This is a genomic window from Ureibacillus thermosphaericus, from assembly GCF_012396605.1.
Taxonomy (GTDB): domain Bacteria; phylum Bacillota; class Bacilli; order Bacillales_A; family Planococcaceae; genus Ureibacillus; species Ureibacillus thermosphaericus.
In genome coordinates this window covers 40,813-55,444 of record NZ_JAAXPW010000022.1, presented here as the reverse complement: position 1 = coordinate 55,444, position 14,632 = coordinate 40,813, and the positions used below count along the sequence as shown (strand labels likewise).

Here is a 14,632-nt window from a genome sequence, read left to right as displayed (position 1 = left end):
GAGAACAGCTATTCACGGAAGTTATAAAGACTTGCGTCAATCATCTTAATTGAACCGCCGTATACGGAACCGTACGTACGGTGGTGTGAGAGGACGGGAGTTAATCGCTCCCTCCTACTCGATTAAAGTTGAAGAATTACTGCACAAACGGTGTTTATCCCCTTTATCATAGACTATCGTAAAGACTTGATTATAAAAAATTGTCGAGCAAAAGGTATATCAACTATTGTTCCAAAAGGACAAGCTCAGAAAATGTCACAATAGACATATTCTCAACCGTTTTACAACATAATAAGCTTGTTTCAACTGGAAGAAATGCGCTTTGACAAATAAAAAATGACGATAGTAAAATATAAAAACTAATAAAGGGGGATTGTGATTTGTGGATAAAAGTGCAGTAATTAAAGATATAGATGAATTAATTGATACTTATTGCATAGATTGTCCCATCAAAAGGGATTTAAGACAAATAAGAGGAAAAGCAGGAGCACACCGGTTTTGCATTGAACAGTGCTCTGTTGGCGAACAATTGCAATTTTTGGGTAACGAATTGCTAAAGATGCAGGAAAAATGATGCAATAGAACTTTAGTACCTTTTTGTATTGAATTTTTGATAAAATAATGATAATATTATCAATGTAATATTAATGCTCACGATATATATATCAAATCAGATGTCTTTACACATGAATTGATATATCTTCTGAGGATTAATATATACACGGTTGGTTACCATAGGTTGAGCAGCTCCCTTAATAGGGGCTGCTTTTTTATATTTTCCGAAACTGAAGCTTTTTACATAACGACTCGTTTTTAAAAATTAGAATTTATTAATGAAAATGGAGTTAAAGTTCAGTAAACTTAATCTATAACGAAAGATAAAAATGATAGGTGATAGCTATGAAGACATTAGAAGGAAAAAAAGTGCTCATTACAAGCGGAGGAACCCTTGAAAAATGGGATCGGGTTCGCGGACATACGAATCTTTCAAAAGGCACGATGGGCTGTTTTTTAGCTGAAACAGCTTTTTCTATGGGGGCAGAAGTAGTTTATTTACACGGATACTTTGCGAAGCTTCCGAAACATAAAGAATCCATGCGATTAGTAGGTTTTGAAGGAATTGAAGATTTAGGAAATAAAATAAAACATATTTTGCAAAGTGAAAACATTGATATTGTGATTATGGCAGCGGCTGGTTCTGACTGGGTTGTAGACAAAGTTTACGACCAAAACGGTAATTTAATCACGGAAAATGGAAAAATGTCTTCGGATGAACCACCGATTATTCATTTTAAAAAAGCGCCAAAAATCTTAGGGAAAATTAAAGGTTGGGATCCAAAAACGCTTCTTGTCGGGTTTAAACTTGAAGCAACGGAAGATGTAGACTATTTAATTCAACGTGCAAAATTGCGAATGAAAGAATCGAATGCTGACTTTATGGTGGCAAATAGTTCTCAATCATTGTATGGCGATGTTCAGCATTATATTATTTCTCAAACTGGAGATGTCATTGAAGTTCAAGGCAAAGAACAAACGGCAAGAACTTTATTGGAAATACTGTGCGAAAAAGTATAAAATGGAATTTAAACTGAAAGGCTAGTTTCACTAGTCTTTTCTTATATATAATAGGTAATAATTCAAATTTGTTTTATCGGGATTGGAGGATGGGAAAATGTCTTTACAAAGTGTAAAAGAGCATTTACAAAAATTTAACCGTGACCAAGATATTTTAGAGTTTGAACAAAGCAGTGCAACAGTTGAGCAAGCGGCCATCGCTTTAAACGTCATTCCTGCACGGATCGCCAAAACATTATCATTTAAAGATAAAGATGGAAATGCTTTTCTCGTTGTAGCAGCTGGTGATGCAAAAATTGATAATAAAAAATTTAAATCTACATTTGGCGTTAAGGCGAAAATGTTAAGTGCAGAAGAAGTAGAACATTTTACGGGGCATGTCATTGGGGGAGTATGTCCTTTCGGATTAGCTCATGATTTAGATGTTTATTTAGATGTTTCGTTAAAACGTTTTACAACAGTGTTTCCAGCTTGCGGCAGCATCAATTCAGCAATCGAATTAACTTGCGATGAATTGTTTGAATATTCAAATGCGAAAGAGTGGGTGGATGTCGGAAAAGATTGGAACGAAACATTAACGGACATTAGTGAATTTGCAGCAACAAATGAAGTATAGTAGGTGAGAAACATGTATTTACTTGATCATATCGTACATTTTGTGAAAGAGCCGAAAACCATGGTTGAAAAAACGAAAGAAATTGGCCTTCATACAGTAGAAGGCGGAAAACATGAAATGTGGGGAACCTATAATTCGCTCAGTTATTTCGGCCTTTCTTATATTGAATTTATTGGCGTATTTGATGAAACGTTGCTCGAAAAATCTGCTGAAATTCCATATACATTACATGAATCTTATAAAAAACGAAACAAGAAAAATGGTTTTACACGAATTGCCATTCGGACAACGACAATTGAAGAAGATGCAAAAAAACTTCGTGATGCAGGCTATGAAGTGATTGGACCTGATTCATTTTCAAGAATACGCCCAGATGGAAGTGTATTAACTTGGAAATTACTGCATTTTGGCAAAAAAGAGTTGCCTTTTGAATTTCCATTTCTCATTCAATGGGAAGGGTCAGACGAAGAACGATACAATGATTTGGTAAACAATGGAACAATCCAAAAGCATCCTTTAGGAGATTTAACAATTGATGAAATCTCATTCTCCGTTACAGATTTACAGTGGGCAAAAGAATGGGCAAGTTTATTTGAACATGAAATAGTGGAGAGTACAGACTCATACATAAAATTAAAAGCGCCAAATTGTCATTTCAAATTTAATTTAGAGCAAAAGTATGAAATCGTTGAAGTGAAAATTAGCGGTTCGAAAGAAGAAAAGCATGTAACGCTTGAGGACGGGAATTATTTGTTCGTTCGATGAAAATAAAGGAAAACACCTCCTACATGACGAATTAGGTGGTAGGAGGTTTTTTTGTAATGACGAACATTTTTGTGTCAATCATTGTTTTCTTCGTTCTATGTTTTTTTACATTTGGTGTCGTTTTTATGGCATTGTTGATAGGAAACTTCGAATGGATTCCATTCATCATTATTTTTGCAATTTTTCTGTATTTGCTTTTTTTAGCATTTCTATTTCGATATTTCAAAACAAAGAAAAGAATCATTTGGTTTGTCGTTATTTCTTGTGTTGCGATTAGTGCTAGTTCCATTTGGCCGATTTACCAAAAATATGTGGAGAACATTCCAACCGTTTCAGCAGAAGTAAATATTTATGAATACATGCCTTTTGAAGAAAATTCGAAAGTAGTAACTTTAGAAGAAGAAGCAACTCTTCAATTATCCGATTCATTACCAATCATGGATGGTGCAACAGCATTGTATCCGATCTATTCCGCCATTGCACAAGCTACATATCCGAAAAAAGAATACGACCCATATAATAGTGAAGTGATGGTCAATACAACGCCAGAAGCCTACGAAAATTTAATTTATGGTAAAGTGGATATGATTTTTGTCAATGAGCCTTCTCAAAAACAATTGCAGCGAGCAAAAGAAAAGGGAGTCGAACTAAAATTAATACCAATTGGGAAGGAAGCGTTTGTATTTTTCGTCAATCAAAAAAATGAAGTTGATGGGTTAACTTTGCAACAAATTAAAGATATTTATTCCGGTAAAATTACTAACTGGAAAGAGCTTGGTGGTAAAAATGAACCTATTAGGGCATATCAACGCCCAGAAGATAGCGGTTCTCAAACGTCGTTGCAGTCATTAATGGGTGATACGTCTATTATGGATGCACCAAGAGAAAATGTGGCGAGCGGCATGGGAGAAATCATTAGCGAAGTGGCACAATATCGAAATTTCGAAAACGCAATTGGCTATACGTTTCGATATTATTCACAAGAAATGGTCGGCAATAATCAAATTAAACTATTGGCCATTGACGGAGTTTCTCCGACAAAAGAAACGATTCGAAGTGGCGAATATCCTATAACTGGGGAATTTTATATTGTTACTGCAGGTACGGAAAATCCAAATGTCAACAAATTAATTGATTGGGTACTATCTCCTCAAGGACAACAACTAATTGAAAAGGTCGGGTATGTGCCTATAAATAATGTGGATGAATGAATAAATAGTATGACATAAAAGTGGCTGTCATTTTGGACAGAAAAGATCTTGATTATGAGGAAATGAGGCTGTTTGGAAAGTTTCCGACTTTCTAGACAGCCTTTTCTTCAATTTTATGGTGAAATTTTTAGAATGAGAGTTCACAATTCTTTTGAAAGCTCAAGGGCGAATCTTGCTAGAAGAATTGTATAATGATGGATAGGATACGAAAAAAAATGAATGACTATTATTTGCTCGAGTGTGGCTATTATTTATCAAAGATTGACTATTATAATCTTGATTTTGGCTATTATCGTTATTTCAAGGAAATCGTTTATATGTAGTTGGCTATTATGTTAATCAATTTGGCAAATATCCTTGGCCAGTTGACTATTAAATGCTTGAAACTGACTAATATCTTCCATAATTGAAGCAAATTTTTATGGGGTGGCAATTATGTTCACAAATTTGACTATTATTCATCCCAGTATGACTATTATTGCCCGAGCTTTGACTATTATCAGCCCCATTTCTAAAAAGTGAATTTATGTAGTAATAATAAAATCCGTCATTAATTAACAAAGCAGACAAAACAAAAACATTATAAAACAAACACTTGTGTAAATAATAACGTTCATAACGAAGAGTAAACTCAATCTGACTAGAAAGAGGAATTAGTATGACAATTACAAAACCATTAACGGATTTAGACATTGCTTATGGTGCAGCATTAAAACCTATTGCAGAAATTGCAGAACAAGTAAACATTCCAGATGATGCACTTGAACAATATGGACGTTATAAAGGAAAAATCGACCCGAAAAAAATTCCGGGTGAGCCTTATGGTAAAGTTGTACTTGTGACAGCAACGAATCCAACACCTGCCGGAGAAGGAAAATCAACGGTTACTATTGGACTTGCTGATGCCTTAAAACAATTAAATCAAAAGGTCATGGTAGCTCTTCGCGAACCATCGTTAGGTCCCGTATTTGGCATCAAAGGTGGAGCAACAGGTGGCGGCTATGCACAAGTGCTTCCAATGGAAGAAATTAACTTGCATTTTAATGGAGATTTTCACGCGATTACAACAGCGAATAACTTAATTTCTGCAGTAATTGACAATCATATTCATCAAGGAAATCAACTAAACATCGACCCTAGAAGAATTATTTGGAAACGGGTATTGGACATGAACGACCGAGCACTTAGAAAAGTTGTTGTAGGACTAGGAGGTCCAACGCAAGGTGTTCCAAGGGAAGACGGATTTGATATAACAGTTGCCTCTGAAATTATGGCGGTATTTTGTTTAGCAACAAGTATTGAGGATTTGAAAGAACGATTATCCAAGATGTTAATTGGTTACACTTATGATCGTCAACCAGTCTTTGTGCGTGACCTAGGAATTGAGGGGGCATTAACATTAATTTTAAAAGAAGCGTTCAAACCGAACATTGTACAGTCTATTGAAGGAACTCCTGCTCTTGTTCACGGTGGACCTTTTGCGAATATTGCTCATGGATGTAATTCCTTGATTGCTACGCAAACCGCACGGAAATTAGCGGACATCGTCGTGACAGAAGCTGGTTTTGGTGCGGATTTAGGTGCTGAAAAATTTTTGAACATTAAAGCAAGAAAAGGTGAATTCCATCCGGATGCAGTCGTAATTGTGACAACGATTCGCGCATTAAAAATGCATGGCGGAGCAGAAAAAAGCGAGTTAGCGAAAGAAAATATTGAAGCTCTCAGCAACGGAATCCCAAATTTAGCTCGACATATTGAGACAGTAAGAAATTTCGGAATTGAACCGGTTGTTGCTTTGAATCGATTTATAACGGATACGGAGCAAGAAATTCAAACGCTTCTGAATTGGGCGAAATTAAACAATGTCCGCATCGCTAGAACAAATGTATGGGAAGAAGGCGGGAAAGGTGGAATGGATCTAGCCAAACAAGTATTGGAAGTTTTAGACGAACCGAAACAATTTGCTCCGCTTTACGAATTATCCGATTCCATAGAACAGAAAATTACGACGATTGTCCAAAAAGTATATGGCGGGATTGGAGTTGAATTTTCAAATCAAGCGAAAAAGCAATTGAAACAAATTAAGGAAAATGGTTGGGATCAATTACCAATCTGTATGGCAAAAACACAATATTCATTGTCAGACGATCCAACATTAATAGGTCGCCCAATTGGATTTACGATTACTGTAAGAGAAATCATTCCAAAATTAGGAGCAGGATTTTTGGTTTGCATAACGGGCGATATTATGACAATGCCAGGATTGCCCAAAGCACCCGCCGCATTACGTATGGATGTTGATGAAAAAGGGAATGCAATCGGGTTGTTTTAATTGGAAAACGCTTTGCTATTTAGAGATAGCGAAGCGTTTTTTTATAAAACAACAATTTAAGGACGCCAATCATTATATAGACAGGCTGAATGTAAAGTTGAAATCTAAAGAAATCAGTTGAAAACAAAAAGGTTATTCCATATAATTACAAAATGATGAACAATTTGTGAACAATCGATAATGGTATAGCCTATTTAAAAGAAAAATGACATACTATAAAAGATTATTTCAGGTAATATATACACGTAAATTTTTTGGGCGGTAGATTGTGTAACCGATTACACATTAGGAGGTCAAATGTGTAACCGATTACATATTTTTTCATGAAAATGTGTAACCGGTACCACAATGATTCGAAAGGTGATTGTATGGTAACGATTCATGACGTAGCAAAGCGGGCAAATGTATCTGCAGCCACAGTTTCTAGATACATTAATAAGAATGGTTATGTGGGAAAAAAATCTAGAGAAGCAATAGAGCACGCGATTAAAGAATTGAACTTTGTCCCAAACAATGTTGCAAGGACGCTATCCACTAAACAATCCAATATGATTGGACTCATTATTCCGGATATTAAAAACCCATTCTTTCCAGAGCTTGCCCGTGCTGTAGAAGATACCGCCTACAAATATGGATACACTGTTATATTATGTAATTCGGACGAGAATCCTAAAAAAGAACAACATTACTTTAAAGCTCTTACTCAAGAATACGTGGCTGGTGTTATTATCACATCTACTCACTCAGGAAATGGTCAAGAAGCAACTATTCCAATCGTTGCCTTAGACCGGGCTCCGATTATGGACATCCCATCTGTAACGACAAATAATATACTGGGAACAGAAATGGCCGGCCGCTACATGCTAGAGTGTGGTGCTAAAGAGCTGCTTTTTCTAAAAGGTCCTAAGCAACTTATTTCTTCCGAACAGCGTTTGAAAGGTTTCTTAAAGGCTGTTGAAGGAAAAAATATAAAAGTACACATTGTTGAAAGTCCCTATGATTTTAAAGTTGCTGAACATATTACATTCCAATTTTTACAAAAACATTCTACTATTGATGGAATATTTGGCAGTAGCGACGTTTTGGCAATTGGAGCGTTAAAAGCTTGTGAAAAATTGAATAGAAGCGTGCCGAATGATATTCAAATCATTGGTTTTGACGGTATACAGTTAGGAAATTATACAACTCCTAGTTTAACAACTGTTGCCCAAAACATATACAAGCTAGGTGAAACTGCAGCAGAATTATTAATTCAACAAATCGAAGGCAAAAGCATAACTGAGAAAAACATTGTCATTAATCCGGAATTAGTTGTGCGAGAGACGACTCGAAAGGGGTTCTTACAATGATCACGGTGATTGGAAGCATAAATATGGATCTTGTAGTGGAAACTGACACTTTCCCGAAACAGGGAGAAACGGTTCAAGGAAAGCTTTTTACGACGATTCCAGGCGGAAAAGGTGCAAATCAAGCTGTTGCAGCGGCTCGACTTGGAAGTCAAGTTCGCATGATTGGTGCAGTAGGAGACGATAGCTTTGGAATAGAGTTATATAAAAAATTAATGAGTGAAAATATTGATGTTTCAGGCATCGTGAAAACAAATAATTCCACTGGAATAGCAAATATCTTGCTACATAATCGTGATAATCGCATTCTTTTTGTTCCAGGAGCGAATTTTGATTTAAATAAAGAAATTATCGATGCCAATATCCAACTGATTCGAGAAAGCAAACTTGTGATGATGCAGTTGGAAATACCAGCAGAAACGATTGAGTACGTATTCACTATCTGTCAAGAGCATGCTATTCCAGTTTTATTAAATCCAGCACCTGCTGCGAATTTCAAAAAAGAATGGATGAATCAAATTACTTATTTAACGCCAAACGAAACGGAATGTGAATTAATCTTTGGTGCTGATTGGGAAACGGTATTAAAAGAGTATCCAAATAAAGTCATTGTTACTTTAGGTAGTGAAGGTGCGGCTTACTATGATGGATCAAAAATTGTAAGAATCCCTGGATTTAAAACAACTGCTGTTGATACAACAGGAGCTGGGGATACGTTTAATGGCGCATTTGCTCATGCGATTTGCAGTGGAAAATCAATTGATGATGCGGTTGAATTTGCAAACATCGCTGCATCCCTTTCAGTTGAAAAGTTTGGCGCACAAGGCGGCATGCCAACTATAGATGAAGTATTAGCTCGCTTGGGAGGACATGAAGTTTGAAAAAACACGGAATTTTAAATAGAGAATTAGCTGGTCGTTTCGCAAAATTAGGGCATACGGATCAAATCGTTATTGCCGACTGTGGTTTACCAATTCCAGATGATGTACCTTGTATAGATTTATCATATAAGTTGGGAGAGCCGAGTTTTCTTACTATGTTAGAAGTTGTACTTGACGATTTAGTCGTAGAAAGCGCCGTTTTAGCAGAAGAAATTAAAACAAAAAACGCAGAGCTTTCGAAAACATTAACAAACACATTACCGAACATTTCGTATGTTTCACATGAGGAATTTAAGCGATTAACGAAAAATGCGAAGTTCATTATTCGCACTGGTGAAACGACGCCTTATGCCAATGTCATTTTGCAATGCGGTGTGATTTTTTAATAGATTTCTTGAAAAAGTAGGTGATTTCATGATTGAAATGACAGGCATTTCGAAAGCCTTCAATGGCAATGTCGTGTTAAAAGATGTTCGGTTTAACCTTAAAGAAGGTGAAATCCATGCACTAATGGGGGAAAATGGTGCTGGAAAGTCGACATTAATGAAAATTTTAAGTGGCATTTATACGAAGGATGCTGGTGAAATTAAAGTAGATGGTCAACCTGTCAACTTTAAATCGCCTAAAGATGCTGAAAAATACGGAATCGTTGTCATACATCAAGAATTAAACATATTACCTGATTTAACTGTTGCTGAAAATTTATTTTTAGGAAAAGAAAAAACATACGGTCCTTTCGGTATTTTAAAAAACCGAGAAATGGATAGAGAAGCTGAGGAGCTATTATCTAAGTTAGGTTTACACGTGAATCCGAAAACTCGTGCTGGAGATTTGTCTGTCGGAAAACAGCAAATCATTGAAATAGCTAAAGCGATCGCCAGTGACGCGAAGTATATCGTGATGGATGAACCAACTGCTGCCTTAACGGATCGGGAAATAAAAACATTATTTGAAACAATTAATGAACTAAAAGCGAAAGGAATTTCGTTTGTATATATTTCTCACCGTATGGAGGAAATTTTCTCCATTTGTGATCGCATTACCATTTTAAGAGATGGACAATATGTGGGGGAACGAAATATCCCTGAAACGAATTTTGATGAAATTGTTGCCATGATGGTAGGAAGGGAATTGGGCGAACGATTCCCCGAAAGACAATGCGATATAGGAGACATCAAACTGGAAGTCCGAAATTTAACGGTGAAAGGTTTGTTTGAAAATATTTCGTTTAACGTACGAAAAGGTGAAGTGGTTGGTGTTGCCGGATTAATGGGAGCTGGAAGAACGGAAGTAGCTGAAACCATTTTCGGTTATCGAAAAGCACATAGTGGTGACATTTTGATTGATGGTAATAAAGTATCCATAAAATCACCGATTGATGCAATGAAACACAAAATTGGATACGTGACGGAAGACCGTAAAACGAAAGGGTTAGTACTGAATTTTTCCATTCAGGAAAATGTAGCGTTGGCGAACTTAAAGAAAGTTTCCACTTCAGGTGTAGTGAAGAAAGAGAAAGAATTATCCCTCGTCAACCAATACATTGAGCAGTTAAAAATTCGGACATCTAGTCCAAAACAAAGTGCCAAATCATTAAGTGGTGGTAATCAACAAAAAGTGGTTCTTGCTAAATGGCTAGGTACGGAACCTGAAGTATTAATATTAGATGAACCGACTCGCGGTGTCGATATCGGTGCAAAAAAAGAAATTTACCAAATCATTAACGATTTAGCACAAGCAGGTGTAGCGATTTTAATGATTTCATCAGAATTGCCAGAAATCATTGGAATGGCTGATCGCGTTCTTGTTATGCATGAAGGAAAATTAACGGGAGAAGTTTCGAAAGAAGAAATGACGCAAGAAAGAATTATGCATTTTGCAACTGGAGGTGAACAAGTTGTCTAAATCGTCGAAAGAAATAATATCAAAATTAGGGCCATTAATTGGTTTAATTCTTTTAATTATTGTCGTTAGTATATTGAATCCTAGTTTTTTAACCATTTCTAATATCTTCAACGTGTTAAGACAAGTATCAATCAGCGCTATTATTGCATTTGGAATGACCTTTGTTATTCTCACAGGTGGTATAGATTTATCTGTAGGATCAACACTAGCATTAACAGGGGCTGTTGCCGCAAGTTTATTAGCTGGTGGGTTTGACCCAATCCTTTCTATGGGAATTGCTTTAATTCTAGGTCTCATCTTAGGTGCAATAAATGGGGTAATTATTACAAAAGGTAAAGTAGCACCATTTATTGCGACATTAGCAACAATGACTGTTTATCGAGGTTTAACGCTTGTTTATACAAACGGTAAGCCAATTTCAGGTTTAGGTGACCATGCTTCATTCCAATTATTTGGTAAAGGATATTTCTTAGGAATTCCGATTCCAGTTATTACGACATTAATCACTTTTGGTATTCTTTATTTTATTTTGCATAAAACAACATTTGGCCGCCGTGTTTATGCGGTTGGTGGAAATGAAGAAGCTGCGAAATTATCAGGTATAAATGCAGACCGAGTGAAAATTGCAGTTTATGCGATTTCTGGTTTCCTTGCTGCATTATCTGCATTAATTTTAACTTCTCGCCTAAATTCTGCTCAACCAACTGCAGGGCAATCTTATGAGTTAGATGCGATTGCTGCGGTTGTGTTAGGCGGTACAAGCTTAAATGGCGGGAAAGGTTGGATTTTTGGTACGTTAATTGGGGCACTTATTATTGGTGTACTCAATAACGGTATGAACCTCATTGGCGTTTCCTCTTTCTGGCAACAAGTCGTGAAAGGGATCGTAATATTATTAGCAGTTTTACTAGATCGAAAAAAATCTGAATAAGGAGTGGTTAAGAATGAAAAAAATGAAACATCTATTCTTTGTTGTCATTGCAATGTTAGTTTTATCTGCATGTTCCATGAATTCATCTGTGGAACAAAATGATGCTGCAGATGAAGGAACAAAAGAAGGAGCAGTAAAAGTTGGTTTCTCCATTTCTACATTAAATAACCCATTCTTCGTTACACTTAGCGAAGGTGCAAAAGCTGTTAGTGAAGAAAATGGTGTAGAGCTTGTGATTGTAGATGCTCAAGATGATGCTTCTAAACAAGCTTCTGACGTAGAAGACTTAATTCAACAAGGAATTGACTTATTGTTAATCAATCCTGTTGACTCTTCAGCGGTAGGTTCTGCAGTAGAATCTGCAAACGCTGCTGGCATCCCAGTTATTACAGTTGACCGTTCTGCAGATAGCGGTGAAGTGATTTCACATATCGCTTCTGATAACGTAGCTGGTGGTAAACTTGCAGGAGAATATTTACTTGAGCTTGCTGGTGAAGGTGCAAAAGTAGCAATGCTTGAAGGTGTTCCAGGATCATCTGCTGCTCGTGACCGTGGTGCAGGTTTCCTTGAAGCTGTAGAAGGTAAAGTAGATCTTGTTTCTAGTCAAACTGCTAATTTCAACCGTAGTGAAGGTTTATCTGTAATGGAAAATATGCTTCAAGCACATCCTGACATTGAAGCAGTATTCGCACAAAACGATGAAATGGCTTTAGGTGCAATTGAAGCAATTTCAGCAGCTGGTAAAGATATTATTGTAATTGGATTTGACGCTACAGATGATGCTGTGAAGAAAGTTGAAGAAGGCGTAATGGCTGCAACTGTTGCGCAAAAACCAGAGGAAATTGGTAAAATTGCTGTAGAAACAGCTATTAAATATTTAAACGGTGAATCTGTAGAAGAATTCGTACCAGTTGACTTAGAATTAGTTACAAAACAATAATCAATAAAAAGGTAGAACTTAGTAGCATGAATTGCTGCAACGTTCTACCTTTGTTTTTTATCGTACTTTATTCCTTTTTTCTTTTCCTTCTACAATGAAGTTATCAAGAGCAAGAAAACGATTGCTTGCAAAAAGTAAATAAGTAGCCATTGCCATCAAAGCTAAATCCAATTCATAACCTTGGAGGAACCCAACAGCAAATTTCACTGTTGCAATGGCTCCTGCCATCAGAAGAATGAATAAAAAAGCAAATAGACGTATGGAAAAACCAATGACAATGAAAATTCCTCCAATGATTTCAAGACCTGTAACACCATATGCAAAAACTTCTGGGAACGGTAAATTGTAGCTGGCAAATCGGTCTGCTACTGCAGTAATTCCTTCCTGCAATTTTGCTAATCCGTGAACGATGAAAATAACTCCTAGAACAATCCGAAGAATAAAACCTCCAAATTCACTTTTTCTCAATCAAATCTCCTTCCAACTGCTTTTTTACTATCATATTATCGCTCGTCCAAACATAGCACCGTTTCATTCAAATTTTATATCGTTTTATTTTTGCCAATAAAACTACTTGGCAACCTGTTAGCTTTTCGCTTTCAGATTGAATCAACATCTTTTCTAGCAAAATATGTTTAATTTAATTATGAATATAGATTATGACGCTAAATAGATATGAAAATGTTTGCAAAAATGAGAGAAATAAAGAGAAGTTGGTTCTATTTCCTTCAAATTTTTCATATGTTGTAAAATATATTATTTCAACGATCTATTTGATTTTAAATCCAGCTCATGTGCTTTTTGTTTCTTCTAATCTTTTCCAAACCTATCAATTCTATTAAAATACATTATAAAAATCGATGGGGGTTGGAATATGAGGAAAAAGATTCGAGAATTTGGAATCACCATTGGAAGATTGCCAGTAGGAGAAAAAAACTGCATAACCGATGTGGAAGGGGTAAAGGTGGGTCATGTGACGCTGGATTATCCAATAGATGATCAAGGTACATATGCATGTACAGGTGTAACTGCCATATTACCGCATGGCGGTAATTTATTTAAAGAAAAGGTAACTGCAGCTAGCTATGTCCTGAATGGATTTGGAAAAACAACAGGCCTTGTACAAATCAATGAATTAGGTGTCATCGAATCACCGATTATGTTAACCAATACGTTTGGCGTTCCAGCTGTCACTCAAGGCACTTTAGAATATATGTTAGAACAAAATCCTGAGATTGGTATCTCAACAGGAACCATTAATATTGTTGTAGGAGAGTGTAATGATAGTTATTTAAATTCTATCCGTGCATGTCCTGTCACACCTGAACATGCCATTGAAGCGATTCAAAATGCATCTGATAAAGTAGTGGAGGAAGGAGCTGTTGGAGCGGGAAAAGGAATGATCTGCTTTGGTTATAAAGGAGGAATTGGTTCGTCATCTCGAATTGTAACGGCTGAGAACCAATCCTATACACTTGGATGTTTAGTGTTGAGTAATTTTGGAGAAAGTGTTGAGTTTCGACGTGAGCAATATACAACAAACCAACGTCAAGAGGATTCCACTCTTAAACCGACAGATGGTTCAATCATCATAATACTAGCAACAGATGCACCGTTAAGCAGCCGGCAATTATTGCGCGTAATTAAACGTTGTGGAATTGGACTAGCTAGAACAGGAAGCCATTATTCTCACGGCAGTGGTGATATTGTAATTGGTTTTACGACTGCTCACAAAATTCCACATTCCACTGATTATATTACTGAATCTAGAATCCAACTACGAGAAGATCATCCAATCATGAATCAATTATTTATTGCTGCTGCAGAAACAACGGAAGAAGCAATTTTAAATTCCTTATCCCAAGCTGTTACAACAACTGGAAGAAATGGACATGTCGTTCATTCATTTAATTGGTAAATAAAATGAATTGGTCCTATTTTCCGTAGAGGGAGTAAAGAATACATGTGCTTGCAAAATGCATTTATTATTCAAACCCTAAGTTTTATAAAAATAGCGAACTAATAATAAAATGATATCAATTAATACCATATATATACTTATTTATAATAATTAACCAAATAGGAACTAGAAAAAACAAGGAAAGTATGATATATTTCGTTTGAATACAG

14 protein-coding genes are annotated in these 14,632 nt (G+C 36.2%); 13 read left to right on the top strand and 1 reads right to left on the bottom strand.

What is annotated here, in order from left to right; all coding sequences use genetic code 11:
• Positions 1-382: 382 nt before the first annotated feature.
• From HF990_RS09790 to rbsB, 12 genes are all read left to right on the top strand, one after another.
• Positions 383-574 carry a zinc-finger domain-containing protein gene (locus HF990_RS09790; RefSeq protein WP_016837023.1) on the top strand — a complete coding sequence of 64 codons (192 nt, stop codon included), beginning with the start codon at positions 383-385 and terminating at the stop codon, positions 572-574.
• Positions 575-900: 326 nt separating this feature from the next.
• Positions 901-1,575 carry a phosphopantothenoylcysteine decarboxylase domain-containing protein gene (locus HF990_RS09785; RefSeq protein WP_016837024.1) on the top strand — a complete coding sequence of 225 codons (675 nt, stop codon included), beginning with the start codon at positions 901-903 and terminating at the stop codon, positions 1,573-1,575.
• Between the two features lie 97 nt (positions 1,576-1,672).
• The gene (locus HF990_RS09780) at positions 1,673-2,191 is read left to right on the top strand and encodes a YbaK/EbsC family protein (RefSeq protein ID WP_016837025.1); all 519 of its coding nucleotides are present in this window, start codon (positions 1,673-1,675) and stop codon (positions 2,189-2,191) included.
• Positions 2,192-2,203: 12 nt separating this feature from the next.
• On the top strand, positions 2,204-2,956 hold the full coding sequence (locus tag HF990_RS09775; RefSeq protein ID WP_168412510.1) for a VOC family protein: 753 nt from the start codon (positions 2,204-2,206) through the stop codon (positions 2,954-2,956).
• Positions 2,957-3,012: 56 nt separating this feature from the next.
• Positions 3,013-4,167: a PstS family phosphate ABC transporter substrate-binding protein gene (locus tag HF990_RS09770; RefSeq protein ID WP_168412509.1), complete on the top strand. Its 1,155-nt coding sequence runs from the start codon at positions 3,013-3,015 to the stop codon at positions 4,165-4,167.
• A 658-nt stretch (positions 4,168-4,825) separates the two neighbouring features.
• Positions 4,826-6,499, top strand: a complete 1,674-nt coding sequence (locus HF990_RS09765) for a formate--tetrahydrofolate ligase (RefSeq protein ID WP_168412508.1) — start codon at positions 4,826-4,828, stop codon at positions 6,497-6,499.
• A 368-nt stretch (positions 6,500-6,867) separates the two neighbouring features.
• Positions 6,868-7,848 carry a LacI family DNA-binding transcriptional regulator gene (locus HF990_RS09760; RefSeq protein WP_168412507.1) on the top strand — a complete coding sequence of 327 codons (981 nt, stop codon included), beginning with the start codon at positions 6,868-6,870 and terminating at the stop codon, positions 7,846-7,848.
• Positions 7,845-8,726, top strand: coding sequence for a ribokinase (gene rbsK, locus HF990_RS09755; protein ID WP_016839422.1), 882 nt, complete (start codon positions 7,845-7,847; stop codon positions 8,724-8,726). Before HF990_RS09760 ends, rbsK begins: the two co-directional genes overlap by 4 nt.
• On the top strand, positions 8,723-9,112 hold the full coding sequence (rbsD, locus tag HF990_RS09750) for a D-ribose pyranase (RefSeq protein ID WP_016839423.1): 390 nt from the start codon (positions 8,723-8,725) through the stop codon (positions 9,110-9,112). The genes rbsK and rbsD overlap by 4 nt, the downstream gene beginning before the upstream one ends.
• A 28-nt stretch (positions 9,113-9,140) precedes the next feature.
• A complete protein-coding gene (locus tag HF990_RS09745; RefSeq protein WP_168412506.1) occupies positions 9,141-10,631 on the top strand; it encodes a sugar ABC transporter ATP-binding protein in 1,491 nt (496 codons plus the stop codon).
• Positions 10,624-11,562 (top strand): ribose ABC transporter permease, encoded by a 939-nt coding sequence (gene rbsC / locus HF990_RS09740; protein ID WP_016839425.1) that lies wholly within the window; start codon positions 10,624-10,626, stop codon positions 11,560-11,562. The genes HF990_RS09745 and rbsC overlap by 8 nt, the downstream gene beginning before the upstream one ends.
• A gap of 13 nt (positions 11,563-11,575) precedes the next feature.
• Positions 11,576-12,502, top strand: a complete 927-nt coding sequence (gene rbsB, locus HF990_RS09735; RefSeq protein WP_096550864.1) for a ribose ABC transporter substrate-binding protein RbsB — start codon at positions 11,576-11,578, stop codon at positions 12,500-12,502.
• A 57-nt stretch (positions 12,503-12,559) separates the two neighbouring features.
• On the opposite strand, the gene HF990_RS09730 is transcribed toward rbsB, so the two are convergent.
• A complete protein-coding gene (locus tag HF990_RS09730) occupies positions 12,560-12,970 on the bottom strand; it encodes a DoxX family protein (protein ID WP_168412505.1) in 411 nt (136 codons plus the stop codon).
• Between the two features lie 406 nt (positions 12,971-13,376).
• On the opposite strand from HF990_RS09730, the gene HF990_RS09725 reads away from it, so the two are divergent.
• Positions 13,377-14,420, top strand: a complete 1,044-nt coding sequence (locus tag HF990_RS09725) for a DmpA family aminopeptidase (RefSeq protein ID WP_168412504.1) — start codon at positions 13,377-13,379, stop codon at positions 14,418-14,420.
• Positions 14,421-14,632 lie beyond the last annotated feature (212 nt).

Coding starts and splice junctions, on each gene's coding strand:
- HF990_RS09785 (WP_016837024.1), top strand. CDS start 901: ATGAAGACATTAGAAGGAAAAAAAGTGCTCATTACAAGCGGAGGAACC.
- HF990_RS09780 (WP_016837025.1), top strand. CDS start 1,673: ATGTCTTTACAAAGTGTAAAAGAGCATTTACAAAAATTTAACCGTGAC.
- HF990_RS09775 (WP_168412510.1), top strand. CDS start 2,204: ATGTATTTACTTGATCATATCGTACATTTTGTGAAAGAGCCGAAAACC.
- HF990_RS09770 (WP_168412509.1), top strand. CDS start 3,013: ATGACGAACATTTTTGTGTCAATCATTGTTTTCTTCGTTCTATGTTTT.
- HF990_RS09765 (WP_168412508.1), top strand. CDS start 4,826: ATGACAATTACAAAACCATTAACGGATTTAGACATTGCTTATGGTGCA.
- HF990_RS09760 (WP_168412507.1), top strand. CDS start 6,868: ATGGTAACGATTCATGACGTAGCAAAGCGGGCAAATGTATCTGCAGCC.
- rbsK (WP_016839422.1), top strand. CDS start 7,845: ATGATCACGGTGATTGGAAGCATAAATATGGATCTTGTAGTGGAAACT.
- HF990_RS09745 (WP_168412506.1), top strand. CDS start 9,141: ATGATTGAAATGACAGGCATTTCGAAAGCCTTCAATGGCAATGTCGTG.
- rbsB (WP_096550864.1), top strand. CDS start 11,576: ATGAAAAAAATGAAACATCTATTCTTTGTTGTCATTGCAATGTTAGTT.
- HF990_RS09725 (WP_168412504.1), top strand. CDS start 13,377: ATGAGGAAAAAGATTCGAGAATTTGGAATCACCATTGGAAGATTGCCA.